The sequence below is a fragment of the uncultured Fibrella sp. genome (assembly GCF_964250085.1).
In the GTDB taxonomy this organism is placed as follows: Bacteria; Bacteroidota; Bacteroidia; order Cytophagales; family Spirosomataceae; genus Fibrella.
In genome coordinates, this window is record NZ_CAXUEC010000005.1 from 68,018 (window position 1) to 87,162 (window position 19,145).

A 19,145-nucleotide genomic window follows, 5' to 3' on the forward strand; every position below is an offset into this window, starting at 1 on the left:
CGTAAAAACCGTACGATGACATTCAAAAACCAGACGGCTGTTATTACCGGGGCCGGACAGGGCATCGGTTTTGCCGTTGCGCGTGAACTGGCCCGGCAGGGAGCCAACGTACTGCTCAATGATTTTGATGCCGCACTGGCCGAACAGGCAGCGGCCGCCATTCGGGCACTGGGCGGCTCATGCGTTGCACATCCTGGTGATGCGTCGGATGTGGCGTTTATCCGGCAGATGGTCGATAGGGCGGCAGGTACGTTCGGTCGGCTCGATATGGCTATTGCCAACGCGGGCATTACGGTCTTTGGCGATCTGTTTACCACCACGCCCGAAGCGTTTGAGACGATCGTCAACCTGAACCTCCGGGGTACGTTCTTCCTGGTTCAGGCGGCCGCAACGCAAATGCAAACTCAGGAACGCGATGAGTATGGAAGTGCCGGACGAATCATGCTGATGTCGTCGGTGGTGGGGCAGTTAGGCCATCCGGGATTACCCGTCTACAGCCTGACCAAAGCTGGTTTGCAAATGCTGGCCCGGCAGGCGGTCATCGACCTTTCGCCGCACGGCATCACCATCAATGCGGTGGCACCCGGCGCTACACTCACCGAACGCACCACCGACGACCCGACCTATATTCCGATCTGGTCGCGGATTACGCCAATGGGTCGCCCGGCTACGGTTGATGACATTACGGCGGCTATGCTCTTTTTACTGTCTCCGCAAGCGGGCCACATCACCGGCCAGACCCTCACCATCGACGGTGGCTGGACGAGCGTGGGTGTACCGCCTGTTTAAAAAAGTTTGCTGTTTACTGTCTTCCGTTTACCATTGCGCTGCTACATCTCAGTACTTTCTGAGTAGCAGCGCAACGGTAAACGGAAGACGGTAAACCTTTTAGTATTCGTGCGGCAACGCTACGTTTACGGCATCCTGAACAGGTAAGCCCTGCTTGTTCATTTGCTCGATGAACGGATCGGGGTTCAGTTCTTCGCAGTTCCAGACGCCGGGTTTCAGCCAAACGCCGGTTACCAGCAGCATGGCGCCGATCATGGCCGGCACCCCCGTTGTGTAGCTCACGGCCTGTCCACGCACCTCTTTGTAGGTTTCGGCATGGTCGCAGTTATTCCAGATGTAGTAGGTACGTTCCTGGCCATCTTTGATGCCTTTTATCTGGCAACCGATGCTGGTTTGGCCCGTATAATTTTCGCCGAGCGAATCGGGAGCGGGGAGAACCGCTTTCAGAAACTCGAGCGGAATCACGTCCATTCCCTGAAATTTCACCGGGTCGATCCGGGTCATACCGACATTCTGAAGTACCTCAAGGTGAGTCAGGTACGCTTGCCCGAAGGTCATCCAGAAGCGTGCCCGTTTCAGCGTCGGAAAATTCTTGACCAGCGACTCTAACTCTTCGTGATAGAGGACGTACGACTCTTTAGGGCCAATTTCGGGGTAGTCGATCGGCTTGTGAATGCTCATCGCCGGAATCTCGATCCATTCGCCGTTTTCCCAGTACCGGCCGGGCTGGGTGATCTCACGAATGTTGATTTCGGGGTTGAAATTAGTGGCAAACGCTTTGCCGTGATTACCCGCGTTGCAGTCGATGATATCCAGGTAGTGCATCTCATCGAACTGGTGTTTGGCGGCATAGGCGGTAAATACCTGCGTGGCGCCGGGGTCGAATCCGCAGCCGAGCAGCGCCATAATACCTGCATCCTCAAAGCGTTGCTTATAGGCCCATTGCCAACTGTACTCAAACTTGGCAACATCTTTGGGCTCGTAATTAGCCGTATCCATGTAATGCGTTTTGGTAGCCAGGCAGGCATCCATGATTGGGAGGTCCTGGTAAGGCAACGCTACATTGATCACTAAAAACGGTTTTACCTGTTCAATCAGGGCTACTACCTCGGCCACCACGTCGGCATCGACCTGAGCGGTGGCGATAGTAACACCATGCATGGTGCTGATCTCTTCGGCAATTTTGTCACATTTTGATTTGGTGCGGCTGGCGAGCGTAATGGTAGTAAACACAGATGCGTTCATTGCACATTTGTGCGCAACAACGCTGCCTACACCACCTGCACCAATAATCAGCACATTGGCCATATACGTATGATTGTTTTTTCAGTAGAAACTACTTTGCAAAGATACGCACATCAGTACTTGGGTTCGTACCGTAAAACGTGACAGTGTGTCCGCGTGATAAATGTTCTTAGCAAAGCTCAAATTCGTTTGTCAAATTTATAAATTGTTACGCTAGATGCCATTTTCGGACACTAAACCCCGATAAAATTGATAATCAGTCAACTAAATTGTACTAAAGCAATCTTCGTATCTACACCTATTTAATAACGAGCTACTTATAGTGAAAAAATAAATTTTAGGTTACCACTTGGTAACATGAAACTAATTCTACAGCTTTGCCGTAATCGTATCCTTTATTGAGTGACCATCCTTAAAACAGAGTGACTATGAAGCAAGTAAAAAGACGTAATCGGGCCATGACTATGGAGCGCATTTTGCGCGCTATGGGCGATGTAATGGCCGAGAAAGGGACAAAGAAAGCGGGAATTAACGCAGTTGCCGAGAAAGCCGGTGTGAACAAAGTGTTAATTTATCGCTATTTCGGTGGCTGGAACGGACTCCTGGAGGCCTACGTTCAGCGCGGTTTCTTCCTATCGATGTTCAATGATCGTTTCCTGGATACGGTTCCATCAAACCCAGCCCTGGAAGAACGCAGCAAAATCTGGTCGGAGTATGTTATTAAAGTAGCCCGCGAGTTTCGCAGCCGGAAATCCTCACAGGAGCTGATCCGCTGGGAAATGCAAAATGGTGAAACGGAACTAGCCCGCCGCCTGTCTGCATTCCGAAATGATTCGTACAAAAAAATAATCGATAAGCTGGCTCCTTTTCCAGCTTATGATCCAACCGCTCTTACGGCTATTGTGTTAGGTGGGGTAACGTACCTGACGTTGGTGAGTGACAATCGTAATAAAGTAGTCGATATCGATGTGAGCACCGATGAAGGGTGGGAACGCATCGAAACGGCCGTTCGCCGTATTTTCAGTAGCCTTAGCCACGCGCTGGAAGCACAGGAAACGGCTACTGCCAAGTGACCAACCGACCTTTGGTCGGCGAAATCCTACACATCCTGGTAAGTAAAAAAGTGGTGTGCCTCAGTCAGGCACACCACTTTTTTTATTCGTTCATCAGGGTTTCGATCTCGTCGGCTTCCAGCGGAATACCCGCCATCAGGTCCAGGTTGCCCGATTCGGTGATGAGGATGTTGTTCTCCAGTCGAATACCAATTCCCTCTTCCCGAATGTAGATGCCGGGTTCGCAGGTGAACACCATTCCCGGCTCAAAACGACGGTACTTGTTGCCAACGTCATGCACGTCCAGCCCCAGGAAGTGCGAGGTACCGTGCATAAAATACTTCTTGTATAGCGGTGCATCAGGGTCTTGCCGGGCTACCTCATGCTGGTCGAGCAGGCCCAGTCCAATCAGCTCTGATTCCATTATCCGGCCTACTTCACGGTGGTACTCATCCCAGATGTTGCCCGTGACCAGCATGGCCTGAGCGGCTTTCATCACCCGCAACACGGCATCATACACCGCCCGCTGACGGGGCGTAAACCGGCCATTGACCGGAATAGTGCGCGTCATATCGGCGTTATAATTGGCGTATTCGGCGCCCAGATCAAGCAGAATCAGATCGCCCGGCTGGCATTGGGCTGAATTGTCGATGTAGTGAAGCACGCAGGCATTTTTCCCGGAGGCAATAATCGGTGTGTAGGCGGCTCCACGTGAGCGGTTCCGAAGAAACTCGTGCATCATTTCGGCCTCGATCTCGTATTCCCAAACGCCCGGTTTCACGAACTTGAGCAGCCGACGAAACATGCCATCCGTGATGTCGCAGGCGCGTTGCAACAGGTCTACTTCGATCGGTGATTTGATCGCCCGCAGTTGGTGCATCAGCGGAGCCAGCCGTGCCAGCTTGTGGAGTGGGTACGTTCGCTTGAAATCGGCCACGTAGCGATCGTCCTGGGTTTGCACCGACAGGCCGTTGCGGGTGTGTTCGTTGCTGTTGAGGAATACCTGGTCTGCCTCAAAAATCAACTGGGTAAAGATGTTGTCGAACTGACTCATCCAGTACACCTGTTTTTGCGAAATACCCGATACCTGTTCAGCTTCGGCTTTTGTCAGTTTATGGCCTTCCCAGATTTCGATCAGTTCGCTGGTTTCGCGCAGGAAGAGCACCTCCCGAAATTTAGGATCCGGGTGTTGCGGAAACAGCACCAGCCTCGATTCTTCCTGATCAACACCGGTTAGGTAGAATAAGTCGTTATTTTGCCGGAACGGCATGCTACCGTCGGCATTTGTGGGCATAATATCGTTTGCATTCAGCACAGCCATTGACTTTTCGGGCAGTAATTGAGCCAGTCGCTGACGATTTTCACTAAAAAGCAAGTTGTTGATGGGCAAATAGCGCATAAAACCAGTTTACCAGTTGAGGTGTATTGACTAACCTTGTACTTGCTTCTGACGAGCGCATCGGTTACAAGGTCTGTTCAGGCCGCAACTTCCGCCTTACATCGCAAAACCGCAACCATACTCGACAAAAATTGTGCGTATCTCCGTTATTCTTCTCTTCCTGCTTGGTGCATCGGCGCAGGCACGGCCCATTACTTACTGGATCCTGTTGACCAACAAACAGTTGACCGATGCGCCCGCGCTGTCGCCCGCAGCGGTAGCCAATCGGGCAACGCTGCAGTTACCTATTGATGATACCGACCGGCCTATTTCGGCCGCTTACCTGGCTACGCTCACGCAGCTCGGTATACAGATCAACTGCCGGTCGCGCTGGCTCAATGCGGTGTCGGCTCCACTTACGCCCGCCCAACGCGAGCAGGTCAGCAAGCTTGCTTTTGTGCGCGAGGTACGTCCCGTCGATCGCTCGGTCACTGTCACCAGCCGTGGTTCGTCGCGTATAGAACAGGCAAAACTGGCACCGGTGATGTCGCAGATTCAGGCGGCGGCCTTTGCTACCGAGAACCTGACGGGCCGTTTTGTACAGGTGGGGGTAGTCGATGCCGGTTTTTTCGGAGCCGACTCGGCCGCCGTGCTCAAACCCATTGCCGTTCGGGGTGGCTTTCGTCAGGTACGTGACTACGTCAACCGGCCGACAACGCAAAACAAGTTGTTCCGAACCCTGGAAACCATGTCAGATATGCACGGTACCGAAGTGCTGGCGGCCATTGCGGGCTACGACCCGGTGGGTAATCTGCAACTTGGACTAGGCTACGACGCCACCTTTTACCTGGCCCGAACCGATGCAGGTAACCGCGAATTTCGGGGCGAAGAAGACAATTGGGTGCAGGCCATCGAATGGCTCGACAGCCTGGGCGTTCGTCTCGTAAACACGTCGCTTGGCTACGCTAAAGGATTTTCCAATCCCAGTGAAAATTACCAACCCGCCCAGATGGATGGCCACACCAGCCTGATTAGCCGGGCGGCGCAACTGGCAGCGGATAAAAAAGGAATGCTGATCATCGTGTCGGCTGGTAATGAAGGCGACGACCGCAGTTGGCGCATCGTGAGCACGCCCGCCGACGCCGAAGGGGTAATTGCCGTAGGAGCTACCAATTCCAGGCTGTGGAACCGCATTGGGTATAGCAGCATCGGCCCGGAAGCACTCCCCTATCTGAAGCCCAACGTTTCATGCTTTTCGCTCTACGGAACCTCGTTGGCGGCTCCCGTTATCACTGGTTTCGCCGCTTGCCTCATGCAGGCCAACCCAAAACTGACCAACCGGCAGGTACGTGAGTTGATCGAAAAATCGTCGCATCTCTATCCGTACGGCAATAATTACGTGGGCTATGGTGTACCACAGGCTACACGTGCGCTGGCCTTATTGCGCGGGCAACCGTTGCCGGAGACGGCCAGATCGGTGAAAGCGTCGGGGAATAAGATTGTGCTTACGTTACCGGCTACGGAGACGTTGGTTTCCGTGTTTCGGAAAAAAGACGCAACCCACGTGCTCCAACAGGAGGCGGTGCGGGTCAATAAAGGACAGCTCACGCTACACCGTCAATCGGGGGAACAGTTTACGACGGTCGATCTAAAGAACGAGGTAATCGAGGTGGCCTGGTAAGGTAACCTCGACGAGCAGAACCAGGTCATACGTACCTGGTCTACAGGCGCTTATCGTGTTGCAGGTACGTCTGTACGTAATCGGCAATACCGTCTTCGAGGCTATGGAACGGGCGATCGTATCCGATTGAGCGCAGTTTACTCATGTTGGCCTGCGTGTAGTACTGGTACTTGTCGCGAATGTCGGCGGGGGTGTCGATGAAGTCGATCTGTGGCTCGCGGTTCATGGCGGCAAAGGTGCTATTGGCCAGATCGAGGAAGGTGCGGGCGGTACCGCTACCCAGGTTATAGATGCCCGAATTGCGCCGGTGATGCATCAGAAAAAGACATACATCGACAACGTCTTTTACGTACACAAAATCGCGCATTTGCCCGCCATCGGTAAAATCGGGGTTGTGCGAGCGGAACAACCTCATGCGATCCGTCTTACAGATCTGGTGGTAGGCATGAAAAATAACCGAAGCCATCCGGCCTTTGTGGTATTCGTTGGGGCCGTAGACATTAAAAAATTTCAGGCCGGCCCAGAAAAAAGGTTTGCGTTCCTGTTGCAATGCCCAGATATCGAACTCGTTTTTCGATTCGCCATAGGGATTCAGGGGCTTTAGCTGCGGAATAACAGACTCGTTATCGTCGTATCCGTGTTCACCCAAGCCATAGGTGGCGGCCGATGAGGCGTAGACCAGCGGTATCTGATACTCAATACATTTCTCCCATATTTTCTTCGAGTAGGCGACGTTCAGGTGCTCGAAAATGGCGTAGTCGAACTCGGTGGTATCAGTTCGGGCACCGATATGGAACAGGAACTCTACTTCCTGATAATTAGCGTCGAGCCAGTCGAAGAACTGTTCGCGCTCAACAAATTCCTGGATGTGTTTACCGTCGAGGTTAGGCTTCTTGTCGGGGTTCGAGAAGTCATCGACAGCAATGATATAATTGAAGTTTTCCGAGTTTAACTTATCAATCAAACAACTGCCTATGAAACCGGCAGCCCCCGTCACAATAATCATAGAGAACTTCTGTTAAACGTCTGGCCTATGTATACTACTGGATGTAAGTCCTACGAATACTAAAATTAGTCTGTAAAGGTACGGGCTTTAAAAGGAGGAAACCATAACGTATTCTCTTAATAAATAGTACTATTCGTAGTTTTAATAAATAGACATACCCATTAAATATAGTTAAAGAGGTGCATTGAGCATCCTACAGCCGTCTAGCCTGGGGATTTCTCTAGCTAGTAACTAAGCGAGGCAGGCCCTGTAATACCTAACTCGGTTGCACTTTGTCGCTATCGGGTAAAAAGGCGTACTTTTGCCCCCTAAACAGTCGGCGTTGTCTGGTAACCGCCGTAAACTAACCAGACTCAATGGTATACATAAGTCGAAAAGAACATTTCAATGCTGCCCACCGGTTGTTTAATCCCAACTGGTCTGACGAGCGAAATAAGGAAGTATTTGGCCCCTGCGCCAACCACAACTGGCACGGCCATAATTTTGAACTGATCGTTACGGTGAGGGGTGAACCCGATCCTGATACGGGGTTTGTCATTGACCTGAAAGTGCTGGGCGATGTCATCAAACGGGAAATCATTGAGCAACTGGATCACAAGAACATCAACCTCGATGTGCCCTTCATGCAGGGGAAAATGGCCAGTTGCGAAATTCTGGTGATGGAAATCTGGCGGTTGCTCGAACAGGCCCTCGCGCCACTGTCGGAAGCCCGCCTGCACCAGATCCGCCTCTACGAAACCGAGCGGAATTTTGTCGATTATTACGGCGAGTGAATAGCCCAGTTATCAATTATCAATGGCTCCGTTACAATACAACTTTGCTTTGTGGCTGCGCCACTGATAATTGTTCATTGATAATTGTATGACCTACTACATCATTGCTGGTGAACGTTCGGGCGATTTGCATGGCGGCAACCTGATTCAGGCTATTCGGCAGCAGGATGTCGACGCGCAGGTACGTGCCTGGGGCGGCGAGCAGATGGAAAGTGCCGGGGCCACGCTGGTGAAGCACTATCGGGAACTGGCGTTCATGGGTTTCTGGGAAGTGGCCAAAAACCTGGGTACCATTCGCCGGCTACTGCGCGAATGCCAGGCCGATGTGCTGGCTCACCGCCCCGACGCGCTGATCCTGATCGACTATGCGGGCTTTAACCTGCGGATGGCAAAATGGGCCAAACAGCAGGGCATCCGGGTATTTTACTACATCTCGCCTAAAGTGTGGGCCTGGAATCAGCGGCGGGCGTTGACCATCAAAGCCAACGTAGACCGGCTGTTTGTGATCCTGCCGTTTGAAAAGACGTTTTTCAGTACCTACGCCTATGAAGTCGACTACGTTGGTAATCCGCTCCTTGATGCGTTGGCAAATCATGAGCCTAATGCGCAGGTAATCGCTCAGTTGAACCAGTCAGACAAGCCGCTGATTGCGCTGTTGCCCGGCAGCCGCCGCCAGGAAATCACGGCGATGTTGCCCGTTATGCTCGAAACGACCCGCCGGTTTCCAGCGTATCGGTTTGTCGTCGGCACGGTTAGCAACCTGCCGAATGATCTTTATGACACCCTACTAACTGATTATCCGGCCGTTGAGCGCGTATCCGATGCGGCGTATGATGTGCTGAAAGCGTCGACGGCGGCCCTGGTTACGTCGGGGACGGCTACGCTCGAAACGGCGTTGCTCAACGTGCCACAGGTAGTCTGCTACCGCACGTCGTGGCTCAGCTATGTTATCGCCAGCCGACTTATTGCCGTGCCGTACATTTCCCTCGTCAACCTGATCGTTGACCGGCTGCTGGTCACCGAACTGATTCAGAACGAACTGACCCCCACCCGAACCGGCGATGAGTTACAGGCTATTTTACCCGGCGGCACCCGGCGCGGCGAGGTGCTGGCTGGGTACGTCGACTTGCAGCTGCGTATGGGCGAGCCGGGCGCGTCGGAGCGTACGGGTGTTGCGATGGTTACTGCTCTGCGCCAGATGATGGCAAGCTGATCATTTTTTTGGCAAACAATTCTCGTCAGACAGACTGTGCGGACGAAGTTCCCAGCTCAGTTGGTTATTCGACATCTTTCTCATTTCTATCCGCTTCAACTTGGAAATATCGTCTGAGTATATACCAAAAAGCAGTTCGTGCTGCGCCCGGATCAACTCAGCCCGCCGTACTGCCGATTTGCGCAGACTGTCGTCGTACATGGGGTTACAATGAACGAATGCCCATACGTACGGATTCAAATCGCCTGTTTTCTCATACATTCTCGAGTAGTCCTGAAATCGTTTCAGCGACGTGGCATAGTTCTCGTTAGGGTCTAACTGCGCAATTCCTTTTTCGGTAGTCTGACCGGGACCAATTGCGAAAAGCAGGAGCAGCAGCACCGCCACCACGCCACCAATCAGCAGCGGCCGGTTTTTTGCTTTTTTCGCTTCTTCATACACCTCACCAGCCCGTTGCTTCACCTGCTCGGAGTCGATCCCGTCGAGCCGGTTTTTCAGGCTTTCCAGCGTTACAGCAACCAGTCTCGACACTGGCGATGGAGCTTTTGGTAGCTGGGGGAAAGGTACGCTTACTGCGGCTGTTTGGGCGGGCACCGATTGCCTGGTCTCCGGCCATGAAACAGCCGCTACGGTTTCAGGTACGGTATGCGCCACTCCGTTCTGACTGGCGGCGGGTTCGGCAAAGGCCTCAGTGTATTGGGCATCCGCTGGCTCTTCCTGTTCGTTTTTCTGTGGCTCCTTATCGTCGGGTTCAGGTACGTTGTTCGCGCCTGGCTCTGCAACCGGGTGATCTATTGAGTCGGGTACGTTACCAGCGGTAGCCGAATTCATCACTGGCTCGTCGACAAATGCTTCGGTGAGTTGCCCGGTTACCGGCTGATGCGCAGTTATTGGGGCTTCTTCGCTAGGTGGCTCGGCGTCGATCTCGTCTGCCGCCAGTGCATTCGTGGTTATGGGTAGCGGTTCAGAAGCGGCTGGTTCATTGGCTGTTATGGGTACGTCTGCTTTGTCAGATACGTTGTCTGTTATGGGTTCAGTATGGGCTTCCGGGGCTCCTTCAGGCAGTTCCTGTTCGGTTACCGAATCCGTTTCGTCGTCATCGTTTATCGCTGTTTTTTCAGGGAACAGCGGTTCGGCAGGCGCTTCAAGCAGTTCGGTCTGGGCCGTGTAGGGCACCGGCTTGTTTTCCAACGGCTCGGCGGGCGGCTCAGGTACGTTGGCAGGCACCTCGCCCTCACCAAGTAGCGATTCAGGTACGTCTGCCGGTTCCGCTTCGGGTATATACTCCGGGATTTCTTCAGTTTGTGGCTCTTCGACAAAGCGCTCGATCGGCTGCGACAGCGCCGCCTGCATTCTGGCCTTTTGAAGCCAGACCGTCAGTTCAGGAATATCCGCCCGGTCTACGATCGGGTCGAGTGCTTCGATCACGACGTCCCAGTTTTGCCGCCTGAAGGCCTGTTCGGCTTCCACGATCCGGGGTTGCAGTTCCAGCAAATCCAGCAACGCTTTTGCCGATTGCACCCGCTCGTCGGGGCTTACGATCAGGCATCTACGGATCATCTGCTGATATGGCTGGGGCACCGTCCGCAGGTCGTCGGGGAACTGCTCTTCGTTAGCCATTCGCCAGAAGGCGTACGCTTCTTCGCGCTGCGTTTCGGGAAACGACTTCCGGGCAATCATGTGTTTACCCGTAATCAGTTCGTACAAAATGATGCCGAATGACCACAGATCGGCGTTGTAATCGATATTTTCGGTACGCAACTGCTCGGGGGCCATGTAGGTCACCGTGCCGATGCGCATGCTGTTCTGCACAAAGGCCCGCGCCGCTTCGGGATGGTCGGTCATCATTTTACTGATACCAAAATCCACGATTACCGGCCTGAACGCAATTCCTTCTGCGTCGCTGTACCGTACCAGCAACACATTTTCGGGTTTGATGTCGCGGTGTACGATGCCGTGCGTGTGCAGGTGCGACAGGCCGAGCAGGAATTCGCTGACAAACCGCTGTTGTTGCAGGTTCGAGAGCGCATTCCACGACAACGACGTATTGGTCAGGTTACCATCGCGGTAATACCGCATGACCAGAAATTCGTAGGTACCAAACGGCGTGGCGTAGCGTCCGTAATACAGATAACGCACCACAAACCGGTTGACGGGCACGGCCTGCGTATTGGCATACTCCTTCTCGAGCGTCAGTGCGTTGTCATCAACGCTGTACAACCGACGCTTAATGGCCACTTCTTCGTTGGTCTCCAGATCAACTCCCCGATAGATTTCCCCATGCCCGCCCCTTGCCAGCGGCATAGCGTAGTCACAGGCAAACTGCCGGGTGAATTCGTCGTACGTGAGAAATTGCTGTTTGTGATATTCCACAGTAGTGATGAATCAATCAACAACTAATCAATGAGTTAAGAAAACAAACGTTTAATCCAGTTCCGGTTTTCCTGCTCTCGCCAGCGGGCCTCTTCTTCATCATCCATCGTAAACTGAAACGATTCAGGCTCGGCTTCCGTCGGGCTGACAACCGGCTCAACAACGGGCTCCTGCCACATAACCGGGCCATGAACGGGTTCGGGTGGCATTACCGGTGCCTGCACCTGCGGCAACACCAGCGGCACCACATCGTCGTCGGGCAGCAGCGGCTGGTCAATGGGTTCAACGGCGGCTATTCGGATCAGATACCCCGAATAATTGTCGCGCGAGTTGTCGGCGCAACTATCGAGAATGGCTTCCACTTTTTGTCGATCCGACAGCGTATGGCTTAGCAGCGTCTGGGTCAGATCATCGTTCGAGATGCTCTCCAAGACGCCATCAGTACAAAGGAAAAAGTAGTCGTCGGGCACTACGTCCTGCGTCACGTATACGGTTGCCTGCGTTGGATTGGCACTACCCTGGATAGCCCGTGTGATCACGTTCCGGCGCGGGTGCGTCGCTACCTCATCGGGCGAAATCTGACCCGCCCTGACCAGTTCGTTCACCAGCGAATGATCGTCGGTCTGGTGTAGAATTCGGCCATCGCGGATGTGATAAACGCGGCTGTCGCCAATATGGGCAATGGTAACGCCCCGGTCGTGCAGGCTAAGCAGGGTCATCGTTGTGGACATGCCCGACAAATGGGCGTCGGTCTCGTCGGCAATGGCCCGGTCAAATGCTTCTTCTACAGTGAGCAGGGCAGCGCGTACAAACGTTGAATCAACAGCGGAAGTGGAATGAGTCCGGGCGTAGGCCAGGATTGTCTCTCCTGCCAGCAGGCTCGCCAGTTCGCCCCGCTGGGCACCTCCCACCCCATCGCAAACCACAAACAGGCGGTCGGCCGGGGTAGCCCGCCCTGGCGTGGGCACGATGTAGTCTTCATTATTATCGCGGCGGCCCTGCCTCGTGAACCCCACCGGGGGGTATATGGATACCACTCGATTCATACGCTGAGTTTTCTTGCCTGTTCACTGATACGCAATTGGTCACTAGCTACTTACCCCTGCTTGCCGTTCAACGCCAGCAGCGTACGGTCAATCTCATCCAGTTTCTCTTCGGCCTGCTGCTTCAGGCGCTGATCGAATTTGCGGTCCTGCGTCAGTTTCTCCAGACTTTGCCGCGACTGGCTATAAAGCTGCCGCCGCTTGGTTACGTCATTGCCGATACTCAGCAGGTCGGCCTGCGATTTTTTGGCAATAGCGGCATTGTACGCCAGTTGATCGTTCAGTTCCTCGATCTTCATTTTCAGCGGGCCACAATCGGCACCACTACCGCCGCCAGCCGGTGCCGGCCGGGCCGCTGCCGACATCACCGCCATCTGGTTGTTGAGGGCTTTCAATTCGTCCACTTTATCCTGCAACTCTTTCTTTTCTGTTTCTGCCTTCCCCAGCGCATCTGAATCGTCGCGGCGGTCGAGCAGGGCGGCGCGTTTCGAGAGGTAATTACGGCGTTCGATACTGATTCGGTAGAGATACGAACAGGCATTGTCGCGCATGGTCAGGCGGGCGCCCGTGAATCGGTTGTTGCGCTGGAAAATATCGACCCTGCTTTTAAATTCGCTGTTCTGCTTCTCGGCTTCCTGCAACCACACATTCCAGGTTTCATTAGATGCCGTTTCGGCGGGGCGACGGGTATCGATATCTTCCATTCGTTTCACGTACGCCTGCAAGGCCGTCATTTCGGTTGCCAGTGATTGCTGCTCACTCACCGCTTTCTGGTTCAGGCTGCTTCCGCCCGATTTTTTGGCCAGTTGATACGTAATGCCCACGGGCACCGCTGTAATCAGCAAGTAGACTAACACAAAGTTGAACAGAGATGCACTGCGCTCGGCCTTGTTGATAGGTTCCATACAGGTAAATAAGTTGAGGAATAGGGTGTTTAGTCGCTGTTATTGAAAGCTATAGCCGCCACCGAATGGGTCGTTGACCCGGTCGGCGGGCCGGTCGGCCCGGTGCGTCGACCGGCGTTGGGTGTCGAAATCGTAGTCGGTATTTTCCTGACCAATATATTCCAGTTCAGTCATGCGCCGGAAGATGACCCGGATCGCTTCCCAGCACCGATCCAGTATCGGCAGGTGTTGTTGTAACTGCCCATGCCGGTATTGCCGGGTAATTACCTCGTTGATAGCCGTTTCTACCGTGGCCGGTTCAATGTTTGTCCAGCTCTGGAAATAAGGAAGAACCAGTTCACGCCCCAGCGAGGGTGAGTTCTTATCTTCTTCGCACAGGCAGTCGAGCGTGGTTTTCAGCAGTCGGGTAGCCCGGGTAACGTACCTGATGTACTCCATGGGCGATTGCTCGCGACCACCAAACTGAAGATGATTCAGCGCATCGTCGAGACTACCCGCCACACTCTCGGCCAGAATACGGATCTGTTCGGCCAGCGGCCCGGCCCGGTATGCCTGCTCGGTGCGGCGTTTACGCACCACTTTTGCCACAATCTGATACGCATCCCGCTGCACTTCCGAGAGCGTTTTGTTCATCTTCTCGGTCCAGGCCAGGAGCCCCGTATGGGCGCTGATGGCCGCACAGGACGGAATGAACGACTCATCATTACTCAAAATACCGTACTTGGCCAGTAGCTGCCCAACCACGATATGGTACGATTCAAACGAGGCCGACGGGTACGCGGGCGTTGGCGTTGCCTGTCCATTTTGCCCATTCAGCGGCGAAGCGGCGGGTCGGTCTGCGCCCTGCTGCTGGCTCGGCAGGATATTGAGCGTATAGGTAGGTATCGTAAACGGCGGACGGGGAAATGGCTCGTTGTTGGCCGGTACACCCTCTGGCTGGCGCGTATACAGATCAACCGAAAGCACGATCAGGAACTGAAGCTCGTCGGCCATCGGCATGTTGTATTTATCCAGAATAGCTTGCAGGCTCGTGGCCAGTTCGAGCGGCTGGTTGACCAGTTCAATCCGGCAACCGGCACCCGTTACGGCGCGGCAATTGCTGAGCTGAACCCGTACATTCTGTGAGCGATCCGTAATGACCTGAATGCCAAAAGCAGGGGCATCCGACGGCAGCAGGCCGTAGTTATAGTTTGTCAGGTTCACCGCACTGCTGTCGCGCAGGTGGTCGCTGACAAAGTGTTCGAAATCGGTGAAATGTTTCCGGGCGATTTTCATCCCGTCTACCCAATTCACCGGGTAGTGTTCCAGTTTAGGCAGCATGGGCTGTCGTGGTGTAGGTTATGGACAGGCTAACGCGACTTTATCTATATAGATAGTTGTAAGTTGCGTTATTCATGCCTACCAAACGCACTTAGCCCATAAAATTGGTGCAGAAAAAGCTGGAAACTTACTTAACAGCAGAAATTGCCGTCGGAGCCGGTATCATACCAGTTTTTTCCCAGTCGCGGAGCCAGGTTTTGTGGGGCGGCGAGATGCGGGCGAAGAACTCATAGAAGGGCAGCATATCGTGCTGGTAATCGCCCGTAACGTATAGCGGTTCACTCAGGATAATGGTCTTGCGGGGCCAGTCAAACCCAACGAGTATGAGGGGTACATCGGCTTTTTGGGCCATGTAGTAAAAGCCTGTTTTCAGCTTACTCACATCGCTGCGCGTTCCTTCGGGCGTGATGCATACGTGCAAAAAGTCATGGCGCTGAAAGGTCTCGGCCACGGCGTCGACCAGGTTATTTGTTTTGCTCCGATACACGGGCGTGCCACCCAGGGCGCGGAAAAGCCACCCGCTATACCAGGTGAACAACGAACTTTTGGCCAGAAAGCCGATGTAGATACGTACCTCGTCCCGTATCCAGAGGCCGATGGGAAAGTCCCAGTTGGTACTGTGCGGTGCTACTACCCAAAGCGCCTTGGGCACGGTAGGCCAGGGCCCTATGATCTTCCAGCCTAAGCGGTGATAGATAAAGGTGAGAATGGCACCAATCATGGGGAGAAGAATTATGTCTGCGTATCGAAAAGCAAATGTCTAAAGTTCAGCGTCTAAAACCAATCAGACGTTGCACTTTAGACATCAAACTTTTGAACTTTACTAATAATTGCGCTCTTTGCTCACCAGCCAGCGGCCTGTAATATACGAGGCGATAAGTAAGACGGCGTAAAAAATCAGGGTACCGATGGTCGAAAGCGTGTCGTGTGTCATGATCGTTAGAACGTAAATAAAGGGCAGTTGAACTGGTATAACTTATTGTGCAACTGAGTAGCTGCAAAGATAAAAAGAAAAAGAAAACGGCCCCTTTGCAGGGGCCGTTTTAGGTTAATTGCCAATGATGGCGAAATGCTTTTGCAACAGATCTTCGTATTTCTTCGAGAGCTGCGGCTGTTTCGCTTCCTTATACGCTTCAGACAGCATCTGTAGGCCATAGAGGTCGGCGTTGGTTTCGCCTACCGTACGTCCTGTTTTTTCGTAGTAGGTCAGGTTCTGGTCGGCGCGGCGGCTCATGGTATCGGCAATATCAGTTGCCTGTTTCGTGTCGCCGATTTCGAGCAGCAGTCGAACATAACTGGCCGACACCTGATCGTATGGAATGCTCTTATCGGGCAGTACGCTCAGGCTGCGCTGCAACACCGCTTTTGCCTGTTCTTTCTTGCCTTCACGCAGTAACTGATCTGCCAGCCGGAAGAACGCGATCCGGGCCGACACGACGGGAGAGCCTTTGTAGGTCTCATCGTAATACGTGTTCGGGTTGTTCATTTCGCGCCAGGCCATCCGGTTCATCATGTTTTTATACATCACGTCGCTATTAACGTACCCATCCTGCACGCCCGGAATAGCCACGGGCATCAACCGGTACGCGTAGCCTTCCAATTGCATGTGATCGCGCAGGTTGAGGTAGCTTTCGCCACCCAGCGTAGCCGAGAAATAGATAGGCCGCTGCCAGTTATTGGCCGCAATCATATCCAGAATAATCAGGTCGGGCTTATACAGGTTACGTTCGCCAATGTTCCACTGAAGTGTATCCTTCATGTATGGACGCAGTTCAGCAGGCACAAACCCAGCTTTGTCGACCGCCGCCTTATCGATCGGCAGGAACAGCGTTGACGACGGTAGCGTATTGGCCATCTCGCCCGTTGTCAACGGCACCTGAATAGCCGGGCTGTTCTGCTTGATCAGACTAATATACTGACGCAGATCAATACCGCTTTTCACCGATGGGTTGGCGTAGTAGAGCACAATGTCGTTTTTACCCTTGTTGAACTGCTCCATGTCCAGCGAAATAGGCAGGGCTTTCGACTCGTAGGTATCGCGCTTCATCTGCTGAATGTACCATTCCGTTCCCAGCAGGCTCAGGTTACACACCCGCACGTCGCGCCGAATGCCTTCTACCTCCTGGGCGTACCAGAGCGGGAAGGTGTCGTTATCGCCGCCCGTAAACAGGATCGCGTTTGGCGCGCAGGAATTCAGCAGGTTCTTGGCAAAATCAACCGAATGGTAGCGATTCGAGCGGTCGTGGTTATCCCAGCTTTTGGCCCCCATCATTACCGGCACCAGCAGGAAAACAGCGGGAACCAGCGCATTGCGAAGCGTCGCGTTTTTGATAAACGTATTCAGCCCTTCGGCGATGGACGTTACGCCAAGGCCCACCCAGATGGCGAAGAAGTAGAACGAGCCAACGTAGATATAATCACGTTCGCGGGGTTCAGATGGCGGCGAATTCAGGAACACCTGCAAGGCAATGCCCGTGAAGAGGAACAGCAACATCACAACCAGGAAATCGCCCCGCCGACGGAATGCCTGGTATACGATACCCAGCAACGCCAGCACCAGCGGCAGCATGTAGAAGTTGTCGCGGCCTTTGTTGTTTTGCAGCACTTCCGGCAGACCTGAGTTGCTCGAAAACGGCGTCAGATAACCTGCTCCTTCAATGTCGCTTTCCCGACCGGCGAAGTTCCACATCAGGTAGCGCGCCCACATGTGGCCTAGCTGATAGGTGATAAAGAAGTTGATGTTATCTCCGAAGGTCGGTTTTTGTCCTTCGGCCAGATGCAGCCAGCGCCTATACAACTGCGGGTGGTTCTGCTGGTTGCTCCATACCCGGGGGAAGAGCATCTGATCCCCTTTTTCATAGGTGTAAACCGGTTTGTAATCGAAGATTTCGTAACCGGTTTTGTTCTTCATGTACACCGGCTCCAGCTTGCTCTTATCACTCTCCTGTCCACTCGGTTCGGCCGTAAAGATTGGGCCGTACGTCAGTGAGCGACTGCCATACTGCTCCCGTTTCAGGTACGAGATAAAGTTCAGCGCATCGCTCGGGTCGTTCTCGTTGATCGGCGTATTATAGTTCGACCGGACCAGTACCTGAATAAATGAGGCGTACCCGATCAGCACAAAAGCGAAAGCCAATAAGCCCGTGTGCAGGGCTACGTTCCGTTTCCGGGCCGACCAGATGATCAGGTAGATCAGGGCACTGAAGAAAATGACCACAAACGTGATCACCCCCACGTTGAAGGGCAGTCCCAACGTGTTTACGGCGAAGCGTTCTACTGCAAACGCCGAACTGGGCAAGCCAGGAATAACGCCCGCGTTGATGACACCCAGAAAGGCCATGCCAATACAAAAGGCCAACACAACACCCCAGGTGGTGGGTTGCGTATACTTCGTAGCGGGCAGAGTACGCATGGCCATAATGAACGCACCAACCAAAACCGCCATGTAGATACTCCGCCAGATAACGCTTTCAAGCAGTATCAGACCCAGCATCAGCATAACCCCCAGCAGCAGCGTAGCGATCAAATCGCGGGGCGACAGGCGGTTGTAGTGCTTGTAGTAAAACAGCAGTGCCAGCGCGGGCAGCGTGACCAGGTTCAGTAGGTGAACACCGATCGAAAGGCCCGTCAGGTACGCGATCAGCAGAATCCAGCGGTTGGCCGTTGCCTCGTCCTTGATCCGCTCCCAGCGAAGGGCTGCCCAGACCACAATGGCCGTGAAGAACGAAGACAAACCGTACACTTCCGCCTCGACAGCCGAGAACCAGAAGGTATCGGAGAAGGTGTAGACCAGCGCACCCACCGCACCCGAGCCAATCACCAGCAGCGTATCGGCAGTGGTGTAATCTTCTTCGTCGGTTGTCAGTGTTTTCTGCACCAGCATGGTGATTGTCCAGAACAGGAACAGAATGGTTGCCGCACTTGACAGCACCGACACCATGTTGATCCAGTAAGCCACTTTTGTTACATCACCGCCTGCCAGAAACGAGAACAGACGACCCAGTAACAGGAAGAAAGGCGCACCTGGTGGGTGAGGCACCTGTAGTTTGTAGGCACAGGCAATGAACTCGCCACAGTCCCAGAAGCTGGCGGTACGTTCAACGGTTGAGGCATAGGTAATCAATGCCACCGCGAAAATGACCCAGCCAGTCAGGTTATTCAGGCGTTTGTAGGAAAGCATGTTTGTGTAGGGATTGAACTTTAAGAATGCCCAAAAATAGCGAAATATGGGCCAATGGAGCTGTTAATAATTCCTAAACAACCAGTCTTCCGTTTACCGTTTACTGTCTTCTGTTGCGCTGCTTAGGTACGTTGCCGATGAACAGCAGCGCAACAGAAGACAGCAAACAGCAAACGGTGAACTCATT

14 protein-coding genes are annotated in these 19,145 nt (G+C 53.5%); 5 read left to right on the forward strand and 9 right to left on the reverse strand.

Annotated elements, in window-relative coordinates:
- Positions 1 to 15 precede the first annotated feature (15 nt).
- A complete protein-coding gene (locus ACFE8Q_RS17240) occupies positions 16 to 789 on the forward strand; it encodes an SDR family NAD(P)-dependent oxidoreductase (protein ID WP_375446664.1) in 774 nt (257 codons plus the stop codon).
- 99 nt (positions 790 to 888) lie between these two features.
- Here the strand turns inward: ACFE8Q_RS17240 and ACFE8Q_RS17245 are convergent, their stop codons facing one another.
- Positions 889 to 2,097 carry a saccharopine dehydrogenase C-terminal domain-containing protein gene (locus ACFE8Q_RS17245; protein WP_375446665.1) on the reverse strand — a complete coding sequence of 403 codons (1,209 nt, stop codon included), beginning with the start codon at positions 2,095 to 2,097 and terminating at the stop codon, positions 889 to 891.
- A gap of 365 nt (positions 2,098 to 2,462) precedes the next feature.
- Between ACFE8Q_RS17245 and ACFE8Q_RS17250 the strand changes: the two genes are divergently transcribed.
- Positions 2,463 to 3,107 (forward strand): TetR/AcrR family transcriptional regulator, encoded by a 645-nt coding sequence (locus tag ACFE8Q_RS17250; protein ID WP_375446666.1) that lies wholly within the window; start codon positions 2,463 to 2,465, stop codon positions 3,105 to 3,107.
- A gap of 82 nt (positions 3,108 to 3,189) precedes the next feature.
- On the opposite strand, the gene ACFE8Q_RS17255 is transcribed toward ACFE8Q_RS17250, so the two are convergent.
- Positions 3,190 to 4,485, reverse strand: a complete 1,296-nt coding sequence (locus ACFE8Q_RS17255) for an aminopeptidase P N-terminal domain-containing protein (protein ID WP_375446667.1) — start codon at positions 4,483 to 4,485, stop codon at positions 3,190 to 3,192.
- 133 nt (positions 4,486 to 4,618) lie between these two features.
- Here ACFE8Q_RS17255 and ACFE8Q_RS17260 point away from each other — a divergent pair, with 133 nt between their 5' ends.
- Positions 4,619 to 6,145, forward strand: a complete 1,527-nt coding sequence (locus ACFE8Q_RS17260) for a S8 family serine peptidase (RefSeq protein ID WP_375446668.1) — start codon at positions 4,619 to 4,621, stop codon at positions 6,143 to 6,145.
- A gap of 40 nt (positions 6,146 to 6,185) precedes the next feature.
- Here ACFE8Q_RS17260 and rfaD read toward each other — a convergent pair whose 3' ends face one another.
- Positions 6,186 to 7,151 carry an ADP-glyceromanno-heptose 6-epimerase gene (gene rfaD, locus ACFE8Q_RS17265; RefSeq protein WP_375446669.1) on the reverse strand — a complete coding sequence of 322 codons (966 nt, stop codon included), beginning with the start codon at positions 7,149 to 7,151 and terminating at the stop codon, positions 6,186 to 6,188.
- A gap of 356 nt (positions 7,152 to 7,507) precedes the next feature.
- Between rfaD and ACFE8Q_RS17270 the strand changes: the two genes are divergently transcribed.
- Both ACFE8Q_RS17270 and lpxB read left to right on the forward strand, forming a co-directional pair.
- A complete protein-coding gene (locus tag ACFE8Q_RS17270; protein WP_375446670.1) occupies positions 7,508 to 7,924 on the forward strand; it encodes a 6-pyruvoyl tetrahydropterin synthase family protein in 417 nt (138 codons plus the stop codon).
- A gap of 88 nt (positions 7,925 to 8,012) precedes the next feature.
- Positions 8,013 to 9,137, forward strand: a complete 1,125-nt coding sequence (gene lpxB, locus ACFE8Q_RS17275; RefSeq protein ID WP_375446671.1) for a lipid-A-disaccharide synthase — start codon at positions 8,013 to 8,015, stop codon at positions 9,135 to 9,137.
- Here lpxB and ACFE8Q_RS17280 read toward each other — a convergent pair whose 3' ends face one another.
- The 6 genes from ACFE8Q_RS17280 to ACFE8Q_RS17305 all read right to left on the reverse strand — a co-directional run bounded on the left by ACFE8Q_RS17280 (position 9,138) and on the right by ACFE8Q_RS17305 (position 18,958).
- Positions 9,138 to 11,510, reverse strand: coding sequence for a protein kinase (locus ACFE8Q_RS17280; RefSeq protein WP_375446672.1), 2,373 nt, complete (start codon positions 11,508 to 11,510; stop codon positions 9,138 to 9,140).
- 35 nt (positions 11,511 to 11,545) lie between these two features.
- A complete protein-coding gene (locus tag ACFE8Q_RS17285) occupies positions 11,546 to 12,556 on the reverse strand; it encodes a PP2C family protein-serine/threonine phosphatase (RefSeq protein ID WP_375446673.1) in 1,011 nt (336 codons plus the stop codon).
- 50 nt (positions 12,557 to 12,606) lie between these two features.
- The gene (locus ACFE8Q_RS17290) at positions 12,607 to 13,458 is read right to left on the reverse strand and encodes a hypothetical protein (RefSeq protein WP_375446674.1); all 852 of its coding nucleotides are present in this window, start codon (positions 13,456 to 13,458) and stop codon (positions 12,607 to 12,609) included.
- A gap of 39 nt (positions 13,459 to 13,497) precedes the next feature.
- A complete protein-coding gene (locus tag ACFE8Q_RS17295) occupies positions 13,498 to 14,778 on the reverse strand; it encodes a hypothetical protein (protein ID WP_375446675.1) in 1,281 nt (426 codons plus the stop codon).
- Between the two features lie 127 nt (positions 14,779 to 14,905).
- The gene (locus tag ACFE8Q_RS17300) at positions 14,906 to 15,499 is read right to left on the reverse strand and encodes a 1-acyl-sn-glycerol-3-phosphate acyltransferase (RefSeq protein ID WP_375446676.1); all 594 of its coding nucleotides are present in this window, start codon (positions 15,497 to 15,499) and stop codon (positions 14,906 to 14,908) included.
- Positions 15,500 to 15,826: 327 nt separating this feature from the next.
- Positions 15,827 to 18,958 carry a protein O-mannosyl-transferase family gene (locus ACFE8Q_RS17305; protein WP_375446677.1) on the reverse strand — a complete coding sequence of 1,044 codons (3,132 nt, stop codon included), beginning with the start codon at positions 18,956 to 18,958 and terminating at the stop codon, positions 15,827 to 15,829.
- Positions 18,959 to 19,145 lie beyond the last annotated feature (187 nt).

Coding starts and splice junctions, on each gene's coding strand:
- ACFE8Q_RS17240 (WP_375446664.1), top strand. CDS start 16: ATGACATTCAAAAACCAGACGGCTGTTATTACCGGGGCCGGACAGGGC.
- ACFE8Q_RS17245 (WP_375446665.1), bottom strand. CDS start 2,097: ATGGCCAATGTGCTGATTATTGGTGCAGGTGGTGTAGGCAGCGTTGTT.
- ACFE8Q_RS17250 (WP_375446666.1), top strand. CDS start 2,463: ATGAAGCAAGTAAAAAGACGTAATCGGGCCATGACTATGGAGCGCATT.
- ACFE8Q_RS17255 (WP_375446667.1), bottom strand. CDS start 4,485: ATGCGCTATTTGCCCATCAACAACTTGCTTTTTAGTGAAAATCGTCAG.
- rfaD (WP_375446669.1), bottom strand. CDS start 7,151: ATGATTATTGTGACGGGGGCTGCCGGTTTCATAGGCAGTTGTTTGATT.
- ACFE8Q_RS17270 (WP_375446670.1), top strand. CDS start 7,508: ATGGTATACATAAGTCGAAAAGAACATTTCAATGCTGCCCACCGGTTG.
- lpxB (WP_375446671.1), top strand. CDS start 8,013: ATGACCTACTACATCATTGCTGGTGAACGTTCGGGCGATTTGCATGGC.
- ACFE8Q_RS17285 (WP_375446673.1), bottom strand. CDS start 12,556: ATGAATCGAGTGGTATCCATATACCCCCCGGTGGGGTTCACGAGGCAG.
- ACFE8Q_RS17290 (WP_375446674.1), bottom strand. CDS start 13,458: ATGGAACCTATCAACAAGGCCGAGCGCAGTGCATCTCTGTTCAACTTT.
- ACFE8Q_RS17295 (WP_375446675.1), bottom strand. CDS start 14,778: ATGCTGCCTAAACTGGAACACTACCCGGTGAATTGGGTAGACGGGATG.
- ACFE8Q_RS17300 (WP_375446676.1), bottom strand. CDS start 15,499: ATGATTGGTGCCATTCTCACCTTTATCTATCACCGCTTAGGCTGGAAG.
- ACFE8Q_RS17305 (WP_375446677.1), bottom strand. CDS start 18,958: ATGCTTTCCTACAAACGCCTGAATAACCTGACTGGCTGGGTCATTTTC.